Annotated in this window: 16 protein-coding genes; 12 read left to right on the top strand and 4 right to left on the bottom strand. The window is 59.3% G+C overall.

Going from position 1 to position 16,018, the window contains the following annotated elements; all coding sequences use genetic code 11:
• Nucleotides 1–337: 337 nt before the first annotated feature.
• The 10 genes from OHL18_RS00615 (at nucleotide 338) to flgL (ending at nucleotide 8,082) form a co-directional block, all read left to right on the top strand.
• A complete protein-coding gene (locus OHL18_RS00615; RefSeq protein WP_263372894.1) occupies nucleotides 338–1,081 on the top strand; it encodes a flagellar hook-basal body protein in 744 nt (247 codons plus the stop codon).
• Between the two features lie 30 nt (nucleotides 1,082–1,111).
• Nucleotides 1,112–1,903 (top strand): flagellar basal-body rod protein FlgG, encoded by a 792-nt coding sequence (gene flgG, locus OHL18_RS00610; RefSeq protein ID WP_263372893.1) that lies wholly within the window; start codon nucleotides 1,112–1,114, stop codon nucleotides 1,901–1,903.
• Nucleotides 1,904–1,912: 9 nt separating this feature from the next.
• Complete coding sequence (locus OHL18_RS00605; protein ID WP_263372892.1) at nucleotides 1,913–2,578, top strand: hypothetical protein; 666 nt, start codon at nucleotides 1,913–1,915, stop codon at nucleotides 2,576–2,578.
• Complete coding sequence (locus OHL18_RS00600) at nucleotides 2,575–3,291, top strand: flagellar basal body L-ring protein FlgH (protein WP_263372891.1); 717 nt, start codon at nucleotides 2,575–2,577, stop codon at nucleotides 3,289–3,291. Before OHL18_RS00605 ends, OHL18_RS00600 begins: the two co-directional genes overlap by 4 nt.
• Before the next feature lie 95 nt (nucleotides 3,292–3,386).
• Nucleotides 3,387–4,463 (top strand): flagellar basal body P-ring protein FlgI, encoded by a 1,077-nt coding sequence (locus OHL18_RS00595; protein WP_263372890.1) that lies wholly within the window; start codon nucleotides 3,387–3,389, stop codon nucleotides 4,461–4,463.
• Nucleotides 4,464–4,925, top strand: a complete 462-nt coding sequence (locus tag OHL18_RS00590) for a hypothetical protein (protein WP_263372889.1) — start codon at nucleotides 4,464–4,466, stop codon at nucleotides 4,923–4,925.
• Nucleotides 4,926–4,995: 70 nt separating this feature from the next.
• The gene (locus tag OHL18_RS00585) at nucleotides 4,996–5,295 is read left to right on the top strand and encodes a flagellar biosynthesis anti-sigma factor FlgM (protein WP_263372888.1); all 300 of its coding nucleotides are present in this window, start codon (nucleotides 4,996–4,998) and stop codon (nucleotides 5,293–5,295) included.
• Between the two features lie 71 nt (nucleotides 5,296–5,366).
• Entirely contained in the window at nucleotides 5,367–5,795 is a 429-nt protein-coding gene (locus tag OHL18_RS00580; RefSeq protein ID WP_263372887.1) for a hypothetical protein, read from the top strand.
• Between the two features lie 12 nt (nucleotides 5,796–5,807).
• Nucleotides 5,808–7,175: a flagellar hook-associated protein FlgK gene (flgK, locus tag OHL18_RS00575; protein WP_263372886.1), complete on the top strand. Its 1,368-nt coding sequence runs from the start codon at nucleotides 5,808–5,810 to the stop codon at nucleotides 7,173–7,175.
• A gap of 10 nt (nucleotides 7,176–7,185) precedes the next feature.
• Nucleotides 7,186–8,082: a flagellar hook-associated protein FlgL gene (flgL, locus tag OHL18_RS00570; protein WP_263372885.1), complete on the top strand. Its 897-nt coding sequence runs from the start codon at nucleotides 7,186–7,188 to the stop codon at nucleotides 8,080–8,082.
• Between the two features lie 635 nt (nucleotides 8,083–8,717).
• Here the strand turns inward: flgL and OHL18_RS00565 are convergent.
• From OHL18_RS00565 to OHL18_RS00555, 3 genes are all read right to left on the bottom strand, one after another.
• Nucleotides 8,718–9,194 carry a flagellar export chaperone FliS gene (locus tag OHL18_RS00565; RefSeq protein WP_263372884.1) on the bottom strand — a complete coding sequence of 159 codons (477 nt, stop codon included), beginning with the start codon at nucleotides 9,192–9,194 and terminating at the stop codon, nucleotides 8,718–8,720.
• An 8-nt stretch (nucleotides 9,195–9,202) separates the two neighbouring features.
• Nucleotides 9,203–10,567 carry a flagellar filament capping protein FliD gene (fliD, locus tag OHL18_RS00560; RefSeq protein ID WP_263372883.1) on the bottom strand — a complete coding sequence of 455 codons (1,365 nt, stop codon included), beginning with the start codon at nucleotides 10,565–10,567 and terminating at the stop codon, nucleotides 9,203–9,205.
• Between the two features lie 90 nt (nucleotides 10,568–10,657).
• On the bottom strand, nucleotides 10,658–11,476 hold the full coding sequence (locus tag OHL18_RS00555; RefSeq protein WP_263372882.1) for a flagellin: 819 nt from the start codon (nucleotides 11,474–11,476) through the stop codon (nucleotides 10,658–10,660).
• A 367-nt stretch (nucleotides 11,477–11,843) separates the two neighbouring features.
• Here OHL18_RS00555 and OHL18_RS00550 point away from each other — a divergent pair, with 367 nt between their 5' ends.
• Together OHL18_RS00550 and OHL18_RS00545 are read left to right on the top strand one after the other, a co-directional pair.
• Nucleotides 11,844–12,647, top strand: a complete 804-nt coding sequence (locus OHL18_RS00550; RefSeq protein ID WP_263372881.1) for a flagellar motor protein — start codon at nucleotides 11,844–11,846, stop codon at nucleotides 12,645–12,647.
• 18 nt (nucleotides 12,648–12,665) lie between these two features.
• Complete coding sequence (locus tag OHL18_RS00545) at nucleotides 12,666–13,412, top strand: OmpA/MotB family protein (RefSeq protein WP_263372880.1); 747 nt, start codon at nucleotides 12,666–12,668, stop codon at nucleotides 13,410–13,412.
• A gap of 27 nt (nucleotides 13,413–13,439) precedes the next feature.
• Here OHL18_RS00545 and ftsZ read toward each other — a convergent pair whose 3' ends face one another.
• The gene (ftsZ, locus tag OHL18_RS23160; protein WP_317890452.1) at nucleotides 13,440–15,935 is read right to left on the bottom strand and encodes a cell division protein FtsZ; all 2,496 of its coding nucleotides are present in this window, start codon (nucleotides 15,933–15,935) and stop codon (nucleotides 13,440–13,442) included.
• Nucleotides 15,936–16,018: the final 83 nt, after the last annotated feature.

The following is a 16,018-nucleotide window of genomic DNA, read 5'->3' as shown; positions in this document are numbered from 1 at the left end:
CAAGGCCGAGATAGAACGACAAACCGTACCCCAGAGACTAAAGCCGAATTGCAGAATAGAGCATTTGCGGCGCGGCTGAAGCCGTACCCTTAAGCAGAGCCGGGTGTTGCAACAAGTTCGGAAGCGGCCGGGAAGCATTGGGCCTGGAGTTACGCGGGTAATTCTTCTTTGAATCGCATGAGAGCGCTTGTTACACCTTCGGGTTACGCCCCGGTCCGGGGCTTCTCATCTTCCCCTTAGTTGCCAAGATTCAAGGCAAAATTCATCCACAAAACTAGGCAAAATGTGCCGTTCGATTTGGCATCTTCGTTGCAACAGAGTCAAGCGAGGATTCTTCATGGATAGCGGACTTTACGCAGCATGCACGGCCCTGATGGCACGCACGGACGCCCTGGACACGATCGCCAACAACATGGCGAACAGCAGCACCAGCGGATTTCGCCAAAGGCATACGACCTTTAGTTCGGTGCTCGCGGGTGCGGGGCAGCAATTGAATTCGCAACTCAATGTGGTGACGAACAGCTATGGCCTGCTGGGTAACTCCAAGCTCGACCTGCAGGCAGGATCTCTTCAGCACACCGGCAATGAGCTTGATCTTGGTATCGATGGACCGGGCTTCTTTCAAGTACAGACGACGACGGGTGCCACGGCCTATACCCGTAACGGCAGCTTCCAGGTATCGACCGCCGGACAGCTGGTTACATCTACAGGGGATCCCGTCGTGGGTGCAAGCGGACCTATAAACATTCCCAAGGGAGCAGTCGTTACCGTGAGTGCAGACGGGACCGTCTCCACAGACGGAGCGATTGCCGGCAAGCTGAAGGTCGTGGAGTTTACGCCGACGGCAGATCCGCAGAGCCTGGGCGCGACTTACTACACCGTGCCGCAGAAGGATGTGGTGGATTCGCCGCTTTCGCAGGTGCGGCAGGGCTCTCTGGAGGGCTCGAACGTGAACCCGGTCTCGAGCGTGGTGGAGCTGATCAATGCGCAGCGTGCGATGGAAGGCATGCGCCATGCCCTGACCATGATTGACTCAGAGATCGATAAGACCGCAGCGCAGGACATTCCTCGCGTTAGCTAACCGATAGTTTCTACCTGAAAGGAAACACCGATGATTCGTGCGCTTTATACAGCTGCCAGCGGCATGACGGCTCAGCAGATGAACCTGGACAACATCGCGAACAACCTCGCCAACTCCAGCACCACCGGCTTCCAGCAGCGGCGGGTTGCCTTCTCCGACATGCTTTACCAGAGCACGACCGCTCCGGGATCGGCAGCGACGTCGCAGACGACGAATGCCTCCGGATTGCAGGTTGGACTTGGTGTTCGGCCGACCTCGACGGAGACGATCCAGACGCAGGGAGACTTCAATACGACGGGCAATCCGCTCGACATGGCGATCTCCGGCAACGGGTTCTTCCAGGTTCTTCTGCCGAACGGGCAGACGGGCTATCAGAGATCCGGTTCATTTCAGTTGAGCTCGCAGGGAGTGATCTCTACCAGCGACGGGAATCCGCTTCAGCCTTCGATCACGATTCCCCCGAATGCGACGAACGTGACGATTGGCAGTGATGGCACGGTCAGTGTGACGCAACCGGGAACGACGCAGGCGACGAACGTAGGGCAGATTCAGCTTGCGACGTTTGTCAATCCGGGCGGCCTGAACAGCGTTGGCAACAACATGTATCTGGCGACGACCGCGTCTGGTGATCCGACGATTGGGACACCGGGCGGTTCGGAGGGTCTCGGCACCATTCAGCAGGGCGTGCTTGAAGAGTCCAACGTCAGCGTGGTCGATCAGTTTGTGCAGATGATCGTTGCGCAGCGGTCTTATGAGTCCAACTCGCGGGTTGTGAAAGCAGCCGACGAGATGCTTCAACAGTTGAACCAACTCTCGCAATAGGAAGCAGCCATGACGCAACAGGTCATCCATCGAACAGGATTCAGGTGGTCCGAGATCTTCATCTATGCCGCAATCGGCCTCGGTCCACTTGGTCTCGCCATCTCGTCTTCGGCGCAGGCGCCGTCCACACGCTTCGCGATCGCTGCCTCGCAGGTGACGCGGGCGATGGTCTCGGCTTCGCTGCCGGTCGAAGGGGTTGAGGTCAAGCTCCCTGCGTCGTTTACGTCATCGACGTCGAATGCGGTTCTGGAGGTGGAGTCTCTCACTTCGATCGGGCATCATGCAGCTCGGCTGCGTCTCGTGTGCAAAGACCATAGCGAGTGCATTCCGTTTTTTGCAGAAGTGAAGTTTCCTGATGCGGTCGATGTGACCCAGTTGCGTGACGTGAAGTCGGCGCGGGTCGTGGCGGGGCAGAGCTCAGAGACTGCGAGCCAGACGGGCGTACCCGACAGTTCGCCGAAGCCTGCTCCCGTGAAAGATGTTGCGATCCTGCGTGCCGGAGCGCCTGCCACGTTGGTATTCGATGCAGATCGAATTCATATACGGATCGAGGTGGTATCCCTGCAGGCAGGCAGGCCGGGTAGCCGCGTCCGGGTCTCTTCGCCCGATCATAAACAGACCTATGTCGCTGAGGTGGTGACACCGACTCTCTTGAAAGGAGAGCTATCGCAATGACCAGATTTTCCTTACCTATTCGCAGCCTCGTTGTGATGCAGGTCTTCGCGATGAGTGCACTCTCTGCGAACGCCGGGATCAAGCCGGTCAAGAAGAACTCTCAGGAGCTGCGCGCAGACTATCTCACTCACCTGAATGAGCAGTACATGCCTCCGCCGAATCCGAAGACCGTCGGCAGTATATGGTCGGCCGCGAATGCGCTCGGGGATCTTTCGTCGGACTATCGGGCGCGCAACGTGAACGACACCATCATCGTCCAGGTCTCGGTGCAGACGACTGCCGCACAGAGCGGCGATGTGAACAGCTCGCGGGCTTTCAACACGACATCCGGAATCTCAGGACTTGTTGGCGACATCGCCACCAAGGGTCTCAATCCATTGCTGACCGCTAACTCCGCCACTACCTTGAAGGGCTCGGGCGCGACCTCTTCTAATACGACGTTCTCGACGAACCTAACGGGTCAGATCATCGCTGTGCTGGCGAACGGAAACATGGTGATCGAGGCAGAGCGCAAGATCGCGATGAACAACCAGCACGAGGACCTGATTATTCGTGGGATTGTAAGACCGGGCGATATCAGCTCCGCGAATACCATCCCGTCGGCTGCCCTTGGCAACCTCGAGATCGAGATGAAGGGTAAGGGGATTATCTCGGACAGCGTTCGTCCGCCGAACATCCTTACCCGCACCGTTCTTTGGCTCTTCGGCTTTTGATTCCTGTGAACTCAACTCTTTCAACCTCGTTTGTGGGGCAACACTTGATGCGACGGCTTTTATCCTACTTCGTTTGTCTCTGTTTGTTGGCCCAGGTGGCTTGCCTCCCGGCCGCAGCGAGCGCCACGGACCACAAGGTGCTGCTGCGCGACATCGCGGATGTCGAGGGTGTTCGCGACAACCAGCTGGTGGGTTACGGCCTGGTTGTCGGACTGCATTTGACGGGCGACACGCAGCAGACATTCTTCACGGTGCAGACACTGGCCAATGCGATGAAGCGCATGGGGGTGCAGATCTCTCCGGCGCAGGTGGTGGTCAAGAATGTGGCGGCGGTCTTCATCACGGCGTCCTTGCCGGCGTTCGCGCGAAACGGCATGAAGCTCGATATCACCGTCTCCTCTGCGGGAGACGCGAAGAGCCTCGAAGGTGGCGTCCTATTGATGACATCCTTGCGGGGCCCCGATGGCCAGGTCTATGCGGAGGCGCAGGGACCGCTGACGCTCGGTGGTTACACGGAGGGCTCATTGGGCAATGTCAAGACAGTGAATCATCCCACTACAGGCAGAATTCCCGGCGGGGCCATTGTGGAGCGCGAGGCGCAGGTGGACCTGAGCCAGTTCCATACCGTCTCGTTCGTTCTTCGGAATCCCGACTTCACGGCGACAAAAGATATGGCCGACGTGATCAATAAAGAGTTTCACAATCCGATTGCAACCCAACTGGACGACCGAGCGGTCCAGATCGATGTGAAGGGAAGCGGGACGAGTTCTGTTCCACTGCTGATCGCGCAGGTACAGGCGCTTTCGATCAACTTCCATTCGCCGGCGAAGGTGGTCATCAACGAGAGAACCGGAACGATCGTAATGGGCGGCAACGTGACGCTGTCGCCGGTCTCGGTGCTTCATGGCAGCCTGAGTATCCAGGTCGAGACGACCTTTGAGGTCTCGCAGCCCCTGCCGGGCAGCAGGACGGGAACGACGACGCCGTTGGCGAACTCTACAGTGGCTGTGAAAGACCTTCCCGCGCAATCGATTCGGTTGGACAACGGGGCCAATGTGGACGACTTGATCCGCGGGCTTCACGCGATCGGTGCGACTTCACGCGACATCGTGGCCATTCTGCAGGCAATCAAAGCATCAGGCGGCCTGCAGGCCGATCTGGAGGTGATCTAAATGTTTGACGCATCGACGAGTTTGCTGGTCTCGCAATCGGGGCTGCAGGACGCGCAGGCAGCCCGGCTGTTGAGCGGCGCCAAGACAGCGGCGGCTTCGACCTCAGCCACAGCGAGTTCGACCTCGGCCTCGGGGACGGAGGACGCGAAGATCGACAAGGCGGGCCATGACTTCGAGTCGATCCTGCTTGGGAGCTGGCTTTCGCAAGCTGAACAGAGCTTCGCGAAGGTCCCGGGCGGCGACGGCCAGGATGAGGATGACGACTCCGGCAAGGACCAGTTCCAGGGCATCGCCATGCAGGCGCTGGCCGGCTCGCTGACGGCGTCGGGCGGGATCGGGATCGCGAAGATGATTACGGCCAATCTGCACAAAGCTTCTGACCATAAAGATGCGTCCATAGCTGCAACTAAAGTTGGGAACTCCGCCGAGGCACCAAAAACGGCCGACGGTGGAAAAGTGTGAAAAACCCCCCTCTTATTGAACAGCACTTCGGGAAATGCCGATAGTGGAGTCGTTCAAAGGAGGTGTTGTCATGGTCGTCGATCGTTTTGGCGCAGCAACAACCGATTTTTCCAAGTCAGTGCAGGGCAAGACTCTCGCCGACGCCGCTTCTGCAAAGTCCGCAGCCAGCGCCCAACATAAACAAACGGCGGAAGATACGACCAGCTTCACCGCCGCAACCAACACCGTCCAGGCCCTCAGCAAGACCGCCCTGCAGACCTCGCCCTCACGGCAGGCAAAGGTGGAATCGTTGAGACAGGCGGTGAAATCTGCCCAGTACCAGCTTGATAGTGACAAGATTTCTCAGTCGATCGCGAGCTCCGATATTTAGAGGCCTGGTAGTCAGGTATCGCGAAGAGACAACCTATCCGGCAGGCCACGGAATTTCTGCAGAGGGAAACGATGCATCTTTGGAAGCAGCAGCTGTCGCCGGATGAAGGTAAAGAATACCTCGCAAATCTGCAGTGTCTTGCGGGGGAGCTCGAAACGGCGATGAACTGCATCGCCCGGCAAGAGCTTTCCCCGTTGCAAGAGAGCATTCGGGTGCAGCAGGCAGCCTGCTCGCGCCTCGCTCATATCCAGCGCGGAAGAAGTGCGAAGCTTTCCGCCGACCGGGCGCTCAGCCCGAACTGTGAAGACTCTGATCTTTCCTTCCAGATCGAAGAGGCCGTCGCGTCGGTCCTTGTACTCAACAAGAGATACGCCGCATTGCTACGCCACTCGGGCGAGACATTGCGGCTGTTCGCCGGTCTTTTCCGCAGCTATCAAGGTTCAACCCACTCGACCTCTGGCGTCCAGGCGAATCTTCAAACCTGGTCCTGCGAAGTCTGAGGAGATAACGATATGGCAACTCTTAATTCGGCACTTTCGATCGCCTCCCAGTCGCTCCAAGCCCAGGAGCTTGAGCTGCAGGTCACGAACAACAACATCGCTAACGCCAGCACGACCGGTTACGCCCGCGAGACGGTAAGCCTGAGCGAGGCGTCACCTTTGACCGACGGCACGGTGCAGGTCGGCGGCGGCGTGAACGTGACGAGTGTCACCTCGGTGCGCAATGATCTGCTGACACTGCGGATTCAGCAGCAGACCAGCCAGCAGTCGAGCGCCGATGCGCAGGTGAATGCGCTGGACCAGATCCAGACGCTGTTTCCCAGCAGCGGGACCAGCCTGTCGAGCACACTTTCTACGTTCTTCAACAATCTCTCGGCGCTGTCGTCGGATCCGAGCGACTCGGCAACCCGCCAGACGGCGATTCAGGGCGCGCAGGCGCTGGTAAGCCAGTTCAACTCCATTTCGGCCGGACTATCTGGCCCGGCGAGCAGCTTGAACACCACCGTGACGAGCGATGTGTCTCAGATCAACGCGCTCGCGTCGCAAGTTGCGCAGCTGAACGTGGAGCTTCAACAGCAGAACGCGGAGGGCCAGAACCTAGGGCCTATCGGCGACCAGTTGAACCAGGTCGAACTGCAGCTTGCCCAGTTGACGAACATCACGGTGACGCACTCCACCCAGGGCGATACGATTACGACCGGCAACGGTACGCCCCTGGTGCAGGGCAACGCAAGTTACGCTCTTTCGACGGCGAACGATTCAGCCGGCAATGCGCAGGTGCTCGATCAAAACGGAACGAACATCACATCGCAGATCTCCGGTGGAGATCTCGGCGGATCGATCCAGGTCCGCGATACCCAGATTCCTACGCTGCTCAACTCTCTCGACACGCTTGCGAACCAGTTTGCGACGGCCTTCAATGCGGCGCAGGCACAGGGCTACGACGAGAACGGGAACGCCGGCGCGGCCCTGTTCACCGTATCGAACACGGTCGCGGGATCAGCGGCTTCGATCGCGCTGACGACGACCGACCCCTCGGCCCTTGCCGCGAGTTCGGATGGCTCTTCGGGAAGCAACGGTAATGTTGCCAATCTCACCGCGCTACAGAACACTGCGCTGTCCAATGGCCAGAGCGCGACGGCGCAATCTGCGAACCTGGTGTACGAGATTGGCAGCTATACCGCGACCGCGACCTCGGACTCGACCTCGATTCAGCAGAGCCTGACGGCGCTGAATAACCAGCAGGGCTCGATCTCCGGTGTGTCGATCGATCAGGAGTCGGCAAACCTTATCCAGTATCAGCAGGCTTACGCGGCGGCGGCCAAGGTGGTCAGCACCATTCAGAGCCTGTTCGATACCACGATTAACATGATTCAGTGAGGCCATAGAGATGCGGTTCAACCCAAACTTAAACGCAAGCGTCCTTATCGATATCCAGAACAGCGAGCAAGCCGTGCAGACCGCTTTCCAGCAGGTCTCGACGGGGCAGCGCGTCAACCTTCCGTCGGACGATCCTGCGGCTTCGGCGGCTTACGTTCAGCTACAGGCGCAGGCCGCCAACGTCGATCAGTATTCCTCCAATGCGAGCTCAGTCCTTTCGCAGGCTCAGACTGCGGACGGCGTGCTGACTTCGGTGGTGTCGCTGCTGAACCAGGCCATCACGTTGGGCACGGAAGGCGCGAACAGCACGACCTCGGACTCGGACCGGCAGTCGATCGCCACGAACATTCAAGGCATTCTGAGCAACGTCGTGGGTCTTGCCAATACGACCTTCCAGGGGATCTCGTTGTTTGGCGGTACGGTAAGCGGCAAAGCGGCGTTTACCGCCGATTCGACCTCTCCGACGGGATACACCTACAACGGAAACACGGGCGTGAACAGCATCTCCGTGGGCAGCTCGCTCTCGGTGCAGGCCAACATCCCGGGATCGACCTTGTTCACCAATTCGAGCGGAAGTGTTCTGGGTGCGCTCAGCAATCTTGCATCGGCGCTGCAGGCGGGTAACACCAGCACCATTGCCATCGCTACGACCGATGTCACTTCGGCGCTACAGTATGTGACCGCGCAGCATGCGGTGTATGGCAATACGATCAACCAGCTCACGGCGCAGGAGACGTATCTTTCGCAGGAGACGGTCACTCTCACCTCGCGTGAGAACTCGCTTGTAGGGATCGATGCCGCGACGGCTGCGGAGAATCTGACCAACGCGGAGACGAGCAACTCGGCGGTCCTCGCAGCAGCTGCGAAGGTCATCCAGAACAGCCTGCTCAACTATCTACAGTCGTAAATTTATCTCGGGGCAGTAACGGCAACGGCGTCCATCGCAACCACGATTGACGCCGTTGCCGTTTGCCTGTGTGGGTTGCTGAAGGGGAACCTTCTGGGAGCTGATCTCCCGTTCGCGATCGAAGCCGTACATGAATCGATGATCTACAAGGCGTACCGGCGAATCATCTCCAGGCCGTCATGCTGGTCGTCGCGCCTAGCGCAGGAAGGGGCCTGCCTTCCCGTACGTCGCACGCAGGTCTATCCGTAGCATGAGCAAATGCCGTCCTTCTTCGGCTGCGCCTCAGAATATCCGCACAGGGATATGGCAATAGGAGATGCTGCGCCTCATGGAGATTTGGCGCGGTCCAGGGTGTTGAGGGGATGTCGACTTACTCGGGGGCCTTCGACTGCGCTTGCGCTTTGCTACCCAGCCAACAAAGAACATTCGCAGGGGACGGCGGCAGCCGCATTCATGGGCACCCTGGATTCTGCGCATTGTGTGGCTCGAGCTTCGCCTGGGACGATGGGCTTCGCATCGTTACGTGTCATCCGATCGGACCGGCCTCTTCGAACTTCGACGTGTTGGGCAAAAAAGTGGCGACCTGAAATGTTCAGGTCGCCTTGGAGCCCTTGGTTAGGGAAGTGATCGTCGATCTAGAAGGAACACGAGAACGAGAGCCGAGCCTCTGCCGGTTCGGCGCGCTCTGTCGCCGCTTGATCCACCGTCGACGATGGAGCTGCCGGGTTACGGCTTTCCATCGCCGAGCTGTCAAGCTGTTGCCACGCTTCGCGGACCTCTAGGACGATCTGAATCTGTTTGTGAAGGATGGCGGAGGATAACTTGAACTGGGCGAGCAGGAGCTGCCCACGAATGTGGCCGTAGAAGCGCTTCACCTGGATGGCTGTGTTTCCACCCTTGTCCATGTCCAGCATCGCTTCCAACTGTTGAAGGACTTTGAAGGCGTGGACCAGTTGGTCACACCGGCCCTGGATGTCGCCCCTGTCAATTGCATCCGCTGCCCGCCGGATGTCTCCCATTAGCGTGTCGTGCAACGCGATGACGAGGCCTACTACAGAAGCCTGTTGGGTCGCGGCACGGCGGTATTCAAGTGAAGCAGTATTGTTTGTCATGTCGATCTCTAGGAACTGCTGGAGTTCGGGTTGAGGAGCGCATTGATCTGTTTGAGCTTCTCTGGCAGTTGCTGAATGGCGATGTCTGCGGCGTTATATTGCGCGGTGAGAATCGTTTGCTGTGAGGAGAGGTAAACCTCAAGCGTGTTGGTCTCGTTTGTCAGGTCCTGATTTTCGGCACTGATGCTTTGAAGGTCGACCGTGAAGGCTCCCTGTGTGGGATCGGTGTAAGTATTCAGCGACGAGGTGAGCGAAGCGGCAAAACCGTTGAAGGCGCTTCCCTGGAAGAACGTCGCTACCGCTCCGCTATTGGATTGAAGAGCGCTCGCGAGCGTGGTGCTGTTGAGCGTCAACGTGCCATCGGAGTTTGTCTCGATGCCGAGCGAGGAAAGCGACTTGTAGGTGCCGCTGGAGGCAGAGTAGTTTGTCGAAGCCAGGAGCGCGGACTGCAGGCCCTGTGCGGCGCTGTCGCTTTGCAATACACCGGCCGTCTGTGTGCTCGCGTCGTAGCTGATCGACGTATTCGTGTCGGTGATGAGCGTGTTGTAGGCGTTGACGAAGGTTGTTATCGCCGACGTGATGGAGGTCGTATCGGGGGCCACGCTCACGGTCACCGGGGTTCCGGTCGCGGCTCCAAGCAGGTTCAGCGTAACGCCGTTGATGGCACCGGTGACGGTGTTGCTAGCGCTGGTGATCGGAACTCCATCGACAGTCAAGGAAGCGTCCGTACCGGTGGCGGAACGTTGAAATGCGAGGCTGCCGCCTGTTGCGACGGAAAAGTCGCCGGCGCTTCCGGTGGTCGTGGAAGTCAATGCAAGCCTGGCTCCGGTGCTGTCCGTGACGACGGTTGCGGTGACACCCAGCGCCTTGCCGTTGATGGTGGCGGCGAGTTCATCGAGAGTGTCGGCGGTACCGTCTCCGGTGTCAGTTGGAATAGATGTGGTGGTCGAACCGACCGTGATGCTGAAGCTGCCCGAAGGCAGCGTTGCCGAACTGCTCGACTCGGTGGTCGTCGAGTACCAGGATCCGGCCGAGGCTAGCTTATTGATGGTGACACTATGGCTGCCCGCAGTTGTGCCATCGCTCGCAGTCGCGGTGAGCAAGCTGGTGTCGGAGCTGCTCGCGCTGACGGTGCTGAGTGCGCCGGTGGTGCTTTGCAACGCGGCCAAGGCGTCGCTCAGTGAGGAGGCCTCACTGCTGAGCTGATTGATGGCGGAGGTTTGACTCGCGAGAGTCGCCTGTTGAGCCTGCCAGCCGCGTTCCGGGGCCCGGTCGGCATAGAGGATCGCGTCTACGGCGGCGGTGACATCGATACCAGTGGTACCGCCAAGGGCGGAGAGGACCGATGTGAGCGTGGAAGATGTTGTACTCATGCGATGCAGACTCCTTGGGTGACCCAGTTATGTCAAAACAACGATGGCCGCGGTCGCTGAGACAAGCTCAGCGACCGCAGCCACTTCGTTTTACTGGAGGAGCTTGAGGACGGTCTGCGCTTGCTGGTTAGCCTGCTGCAGCGCCGAGATGCCGGTCTGCTCGAGGATGCTGTACTTGGTGTCATCCGCGACCACGCTGCTGATGTCGGCAGAGGTGATGTTGCTGGAAGCGGTGACGAGGTTCTGCGACTCGTTGGTGTCGACGGTGGAAGCAGCCTGGAGCTGCTCAACGGTGGCGCCGAGCGTGCCGCGCTGTGCCGAGATGGTGGAGATCGCAGCGGTCAGAGCGGTCAGAGCGGTCTGAGCGGAGCTGGCCGAGGTGAGGGTGGAGGTGCTGAGGCCGAGCGAGGTGGTGGTCAGAGCGGCAACGTTTGCGCCGATGCTGACCGTGCCGCCGGTGGTGCCGTCGGAGGTGAAGGCCGAAACGGTCGAGCCGAAGACAGCCGTGCCGTTGAAGTTGGTCGTGGTGCCGATGTTGCCGATCTGCGTGAGCAGAGCCTGGAACTCGGTGTTGATCGCGGCGGACTGTGAGGTGCTGAGACCGCTGCTGGAAGCCTCGGTGGCGAGCGTAACGGAGCGGTTGAGGAGAGCGGTGACCTGCGAGAGAGCGCCGTCTGCGGTCTGCAGGGAGCCAACTGCGTTGGTCGCGTTGAGAGAAGACTGGTTGAGGGCGGCGACGTTGGCGTTCAAACCATCGGAGATGGCGAGACCGGCGGCGTCGTCGGAACCGGAGTTGATGCGTGATCCCGAGGACAGTTCCTGCAGGCTCTTGTTAGCAGCTGTCGTCGTGATCGTGAGTTGGTTTTCAGCCTGAAGAGCGGGGATGTTGTTCAAGATGCTGAGTGACATTGTGTTGCTCCTTTTTTTAGTTAGCGGTGTAATAGTTTTGCTTCTGAAATTGTTGCGCCTCTTGAGCTTTGCTCTTTCAGGCTGCCCATCTCGGTGCAGGACTTCTATCGACCGCCCCATGGAAGCCGTTCAGGGCAGATCGCAAGAATTCTTTCGAGCGACCTAGGTTAGCGTCGCTGAGATAGAGATGAAGATGTCAGAGCGTATTTCTCTCATAAACCTCTCATCTTGGCCCGATATTCCAAGAGCTGTAAAACAATAGGATCACCTGCACTGTGCATAGCATTTACTCTGCCGTTTGTTCATAGCTTCATCTACATCTTTGGCACGATACGTGCGCCTATCTATTTCTGATAGATACATAGCTATGAATAAGCGTCGCGTTGACAAGAGCACTCTGCTTGGCACATTTCTTGCAGTCGCGGGAATTGTTGGCGGGCTTGTTCTTGATGGGGGAAGCGTTCGGCAGATCCTTCAGCCCTCCGCGGCGCTAATTGTTTTAGCGGGTACGCTGGGTGTCATCCTCATTCAGTTTCCGATGAAGACAGTGATCGACACATTTAAGGTGTTGCCAACTATCTTCTATGAGCGATCGACCAAGGCGACCGACACGCTGGAGGAGATGGTGTCTTACTGCACCCAGGCCCGCAGGCATGGGATTCTGCGCCTGGACTCACAGCTGGCGGACATCGAAGATAAGTTTTTGCGGAAGGCGCTTACCTTTGCCGTCGATGGTGCCCATCCGCAGACGATGCGGGAGAATATGGAGCTTGAACTCGACCTTCTGGACGAGCGCGAACTTGGCGCGGTGAAGTTGCTTGAGGCCTCCGGCGGGTTTGCACCGACACTTGGGATCATGGGTGCCGTGCTGGGCCTGATTCAGGTGATGCAGCGCATGGACAATGTGACGGAGATTGGTAGAGGCATCGCAGTAGCCTTCGTCTCGACGCTCTATGGGCTCGGTCTGGCCAACATTCTGCTTCTGCCTTTGGCGGGCAAGCTCCGGATTCGCATTCGCGAGCGGCAGATTGCACGCGAGATGGTCCTTGAAGCAGTGCTCGCAATTATGGATGGCATGGGCCCGCGCGCATTGCGAGAGCGCCTTGAATGCTATCTCGCTGAAGAGGCGGTCAAGGTCGAGGTGATCACCAGGCCGGAGCTGGCTGCGTAAATGAGGCGAGCAGCCAGATTGAGACGATCGTCGAGGCGTGAAGAAGAGGCGGCCCCGTCACATGATCGCTGGCTGCTCTCTTACGCGGACTTTGTCACGCTGCTGCTTGCCGTCTTCATCGTGCTGTTTGCCTTCTCCCGTGGCCGCAGTAAGAGCGTACAAACCGTGTCCGCCGGGATCCATTCTGGCTTCGAGAAGCTGAGCGCTCACGATGATCCCAAGCCGGATACGGGGCCAACTGATGAGAACAACCCCCTTCCGCCGGCACCTGTGATGCCCGCTCCTTTGCCCGTCGATACGACGCAGTTGAAGACGCAGCTTGAAGGAGTGCTGGGCGATGCGATCGACAAGCATGAGATCGTGGTGCAGCAAACGACGGAAGGGTTGATCATCAGCCTGCGCGACTTTGGCTTCTTCAAGTCGGGCGATGCGACGCTGCTTCCGGGAGCGGCTGAACAGCTACGCAAGACGGCCCATGTGTTGATGGACCATCATCTCGAGCTGCGCGTCGAAGGACACTCCGACAATCAGCCGATTCACACGCCACTCTTCCAGTCGAACTGGCAGCTCTCTTCGGCGCGCGCGACCAGCGTACTTACGTTGCTGGTGGATGATGCTGGATTTCCGCCGGATAAGATCTCGGTTGCGGGCTACGGGCCTTACCGGCCAGTGGCCGATAACGCTACGCCCGAGGGCCGAGGGCAGAACCGGCGGGTCGATCTGGTGATCGTCGAGCCCAAGGTGAAGGTCGCTCCTCACCCATAGAGTCGATCCTTTGCTGGGACGTAAGAACTAGGGAGTGTCCAGATCATCGAGCTCTTCGGTATAGCTCTTTCGATCAAGAATCGACCCAAAGGACGGAACGGGGATCTTCGAGTTCCATCGGCTCTCAAACAATTCTCCGTTGCGCGGTTCGGCGCTTTCGCGCTGTAGCCTCCGGTTGAGATCCTGATGTGGCTTCGGCGGATCTTCCGCGTCTGGGTGGCCGGTCTCCGATGGTTCGCCGGCTACCGTGTCGCGGAACAACTGCATATTGGAGCGACGAAGAAGCTCGTCGCGGGAGCCGGCTTCTCGTTCCCACGTCGCGGATTGTGTTGGCTGAGCGTCGATCGTAAGCGGACGGACAGGACGAGCCTGACGCTGGCGTAAAGGTTCAGATTCGGGCCACGCTTCTTCCGGTTGATAGCGGCGGCTCAGCTCCTGACTTAGAGGCTGAGAGGGCGGAGTCAGCTCAGGAGCTTCGGGCGGAATGGCGATTGGTGATGTGCTGGACTCCTGTGACGGGAGTTTCGTGCCCAGATTTTCGACAAAGCGGCGACGCGCCTCGAGGACCTGGGCGAATGCGTTGACCGGCTTGGTCTCGGGCTCTGCTGGCTCTATCTCGACTTCCGGAAGCGAGATAGCGGCATACGCTGCGAGCGCCGCCCGTCTTGTGTTTGACAGGAGCGGCGATGCCGCGGCAGGAGCGGGCGCGGAAGGGGCGCGGTCTTTAGGGGGTGCAGAGCGATTGGTCGCCTTCGGGGTGAGGGCATCCTGCTCGCTGTCGTCGTGAAAGATCGTATTCGGAGATCGCTCGATTCCGCTTGCTGCAGGGCCTGCGGGTGAACGCGCGGGGCGATTCCAAGGCCCGGGCTCCGAAGCCTTAGCACTGTCCTCTTCGTCAACCGCGAAGACGGGCTCAGCGAGCCGAGCGATCTCGCGAATTGCTTCTCTCCAGTCTTGCTCTTCGTCGTGGAGCCCGGGGCGAGCCTCTTCCTCCGCTGCAAGCTCTTCACCGGGTTCGAATTCGGCGGGCTGGGCATTCTCTGTCTCTTGCGCGACCTCTACTTCTACGGGAGCATGTTGCGGAGGATCTTCAACCTGCGTTTCCTGTTCCTCATCTACGTCCATCGCGAGATCGAGGTGCGGGGCCGCTTCCTCCATTTGGTCTTGTATGGCTAGAGCCTGCTCAACTTCAAGCACCTCGACGGAAGGCTCTTCGAAAGCGGTCTCTGCGACCTCGGCAGGTCCCGCTTCCAGGACGATAGTTTCGATCGGTTCTTCTTCGGGCTCGATCTCTTCGGGCTTTACTTCTTCGAGCGCTTCTATCTCGGCGAATGTGACATCGACCGTTTCGGGCTTATGGGGCAGAAGGCTCTCGGCTAAGGGAGCTTCGTCGACCGAGGCCAACAGTGGTGACGTCTCGGGTTCGGCTTCGGGTTCCGTAGCTTCCGGTTCCATAAGTACCGGGGTCGCAGGCGTTGGTCTGGCGGGTTCGGGACCCGCAGCGCGGAGGAGTCTTGCGCGGCGTTCGGAGCGATCTCTGCCGTCGTTGCGGAAGCCGGTTGCGATGACGGTGGCCTTCACCTCATCGCCAAGCCGCTCGTCGAGGACCGCGCCGAAGATGATGTTCGCGTCCTCATGGGCGACACTTTGGATAACCCTGGACGCAGCGTTCACTTCGCTGAGGCGCAGCGAGCTTGAGCCGGTAATGTTGATGAGGATTCCGCGCGCGCCGTCGATCGCGCCTTCTTCCAGCAGTGGCGAGGCCATTGCGTCCATGACTGCGTCTACTGCACGGTTCGGCCCGGAGCGCGAGGCGGTTCCCATGACGGCATAGCCCATGCCGGCCATGGTGGTCTTCACGTCGGCGAAGTCTCGGTTGATGACGCCTTCGGTAGTGATGATGTCGGAGATACCCTGCACTGCCTGGCGGAGGAAGTCGTCGGCGATCTTGAAGGACTCGAAGAAGGGAGCGTCCTTCGCGATGTCGAGCAGCTTCTCATTGGGAATGACGATCAGGGTGTCGACGTAGCGGAGTAGGTGATCGATGCCCCAGTCCGCGATGGCCATGCGGCGCTTGCCTTCGAAGTTAAAGGGGCGCGTGACGATGGCGACGGTCAGGGCTCCCATTTCGGCGGCGATGGCGGCGATCACGGGAGCGGCGCCGGTGCCGGTGCCTCCGCCAAGTCCTGCGGTGATGAAGACCATGTCCGCGCCTTCGAGCACCTCGGCGATCTCGTTGACGTCCTGGATAGCGGCGCGGCGGCCTACATTCGGATCGGAGCCAGCGCTCAGGCCGTTGGTGAGGAGCGAGCCAAGCTGCCCGCGGACCGGGGCCTTCGAGACCTCGAGCGCCTGGACATCGGTGTTGAGGGCGATGAACTCGACGCCTTCCACGCCGAAGTCGATCATGCGGTCGATGGCGTTGCTTCCGCCGCCGCCGACACCGACCACCTTGATCCGCGCGCCCTGTGGGCTCTCATCCGGAAGACGGACGGGTGCGGTGGATGGTGGATACGTCGGCATGGGATTGCTTCCTCAGCGTTCATTCTGACACTGCGATGCCCAGTTTGGAAGGAAGTGCGGGAAGGAAGTGCGGGTAATGGGGA

The sequence above is a fragment of the Granulicella aggregans genome, from assembly GCF_025685565.1.
Lineage (GTDB): Bacteria > Acidobacteriota > Terriglobia > Terriglobales > Acidobacteriaceae > Edaphobacter > Edaphobacter aggregans_B.
This window is presented reverse-complemented; position numbering and strand designations above follow the sequence as displayed.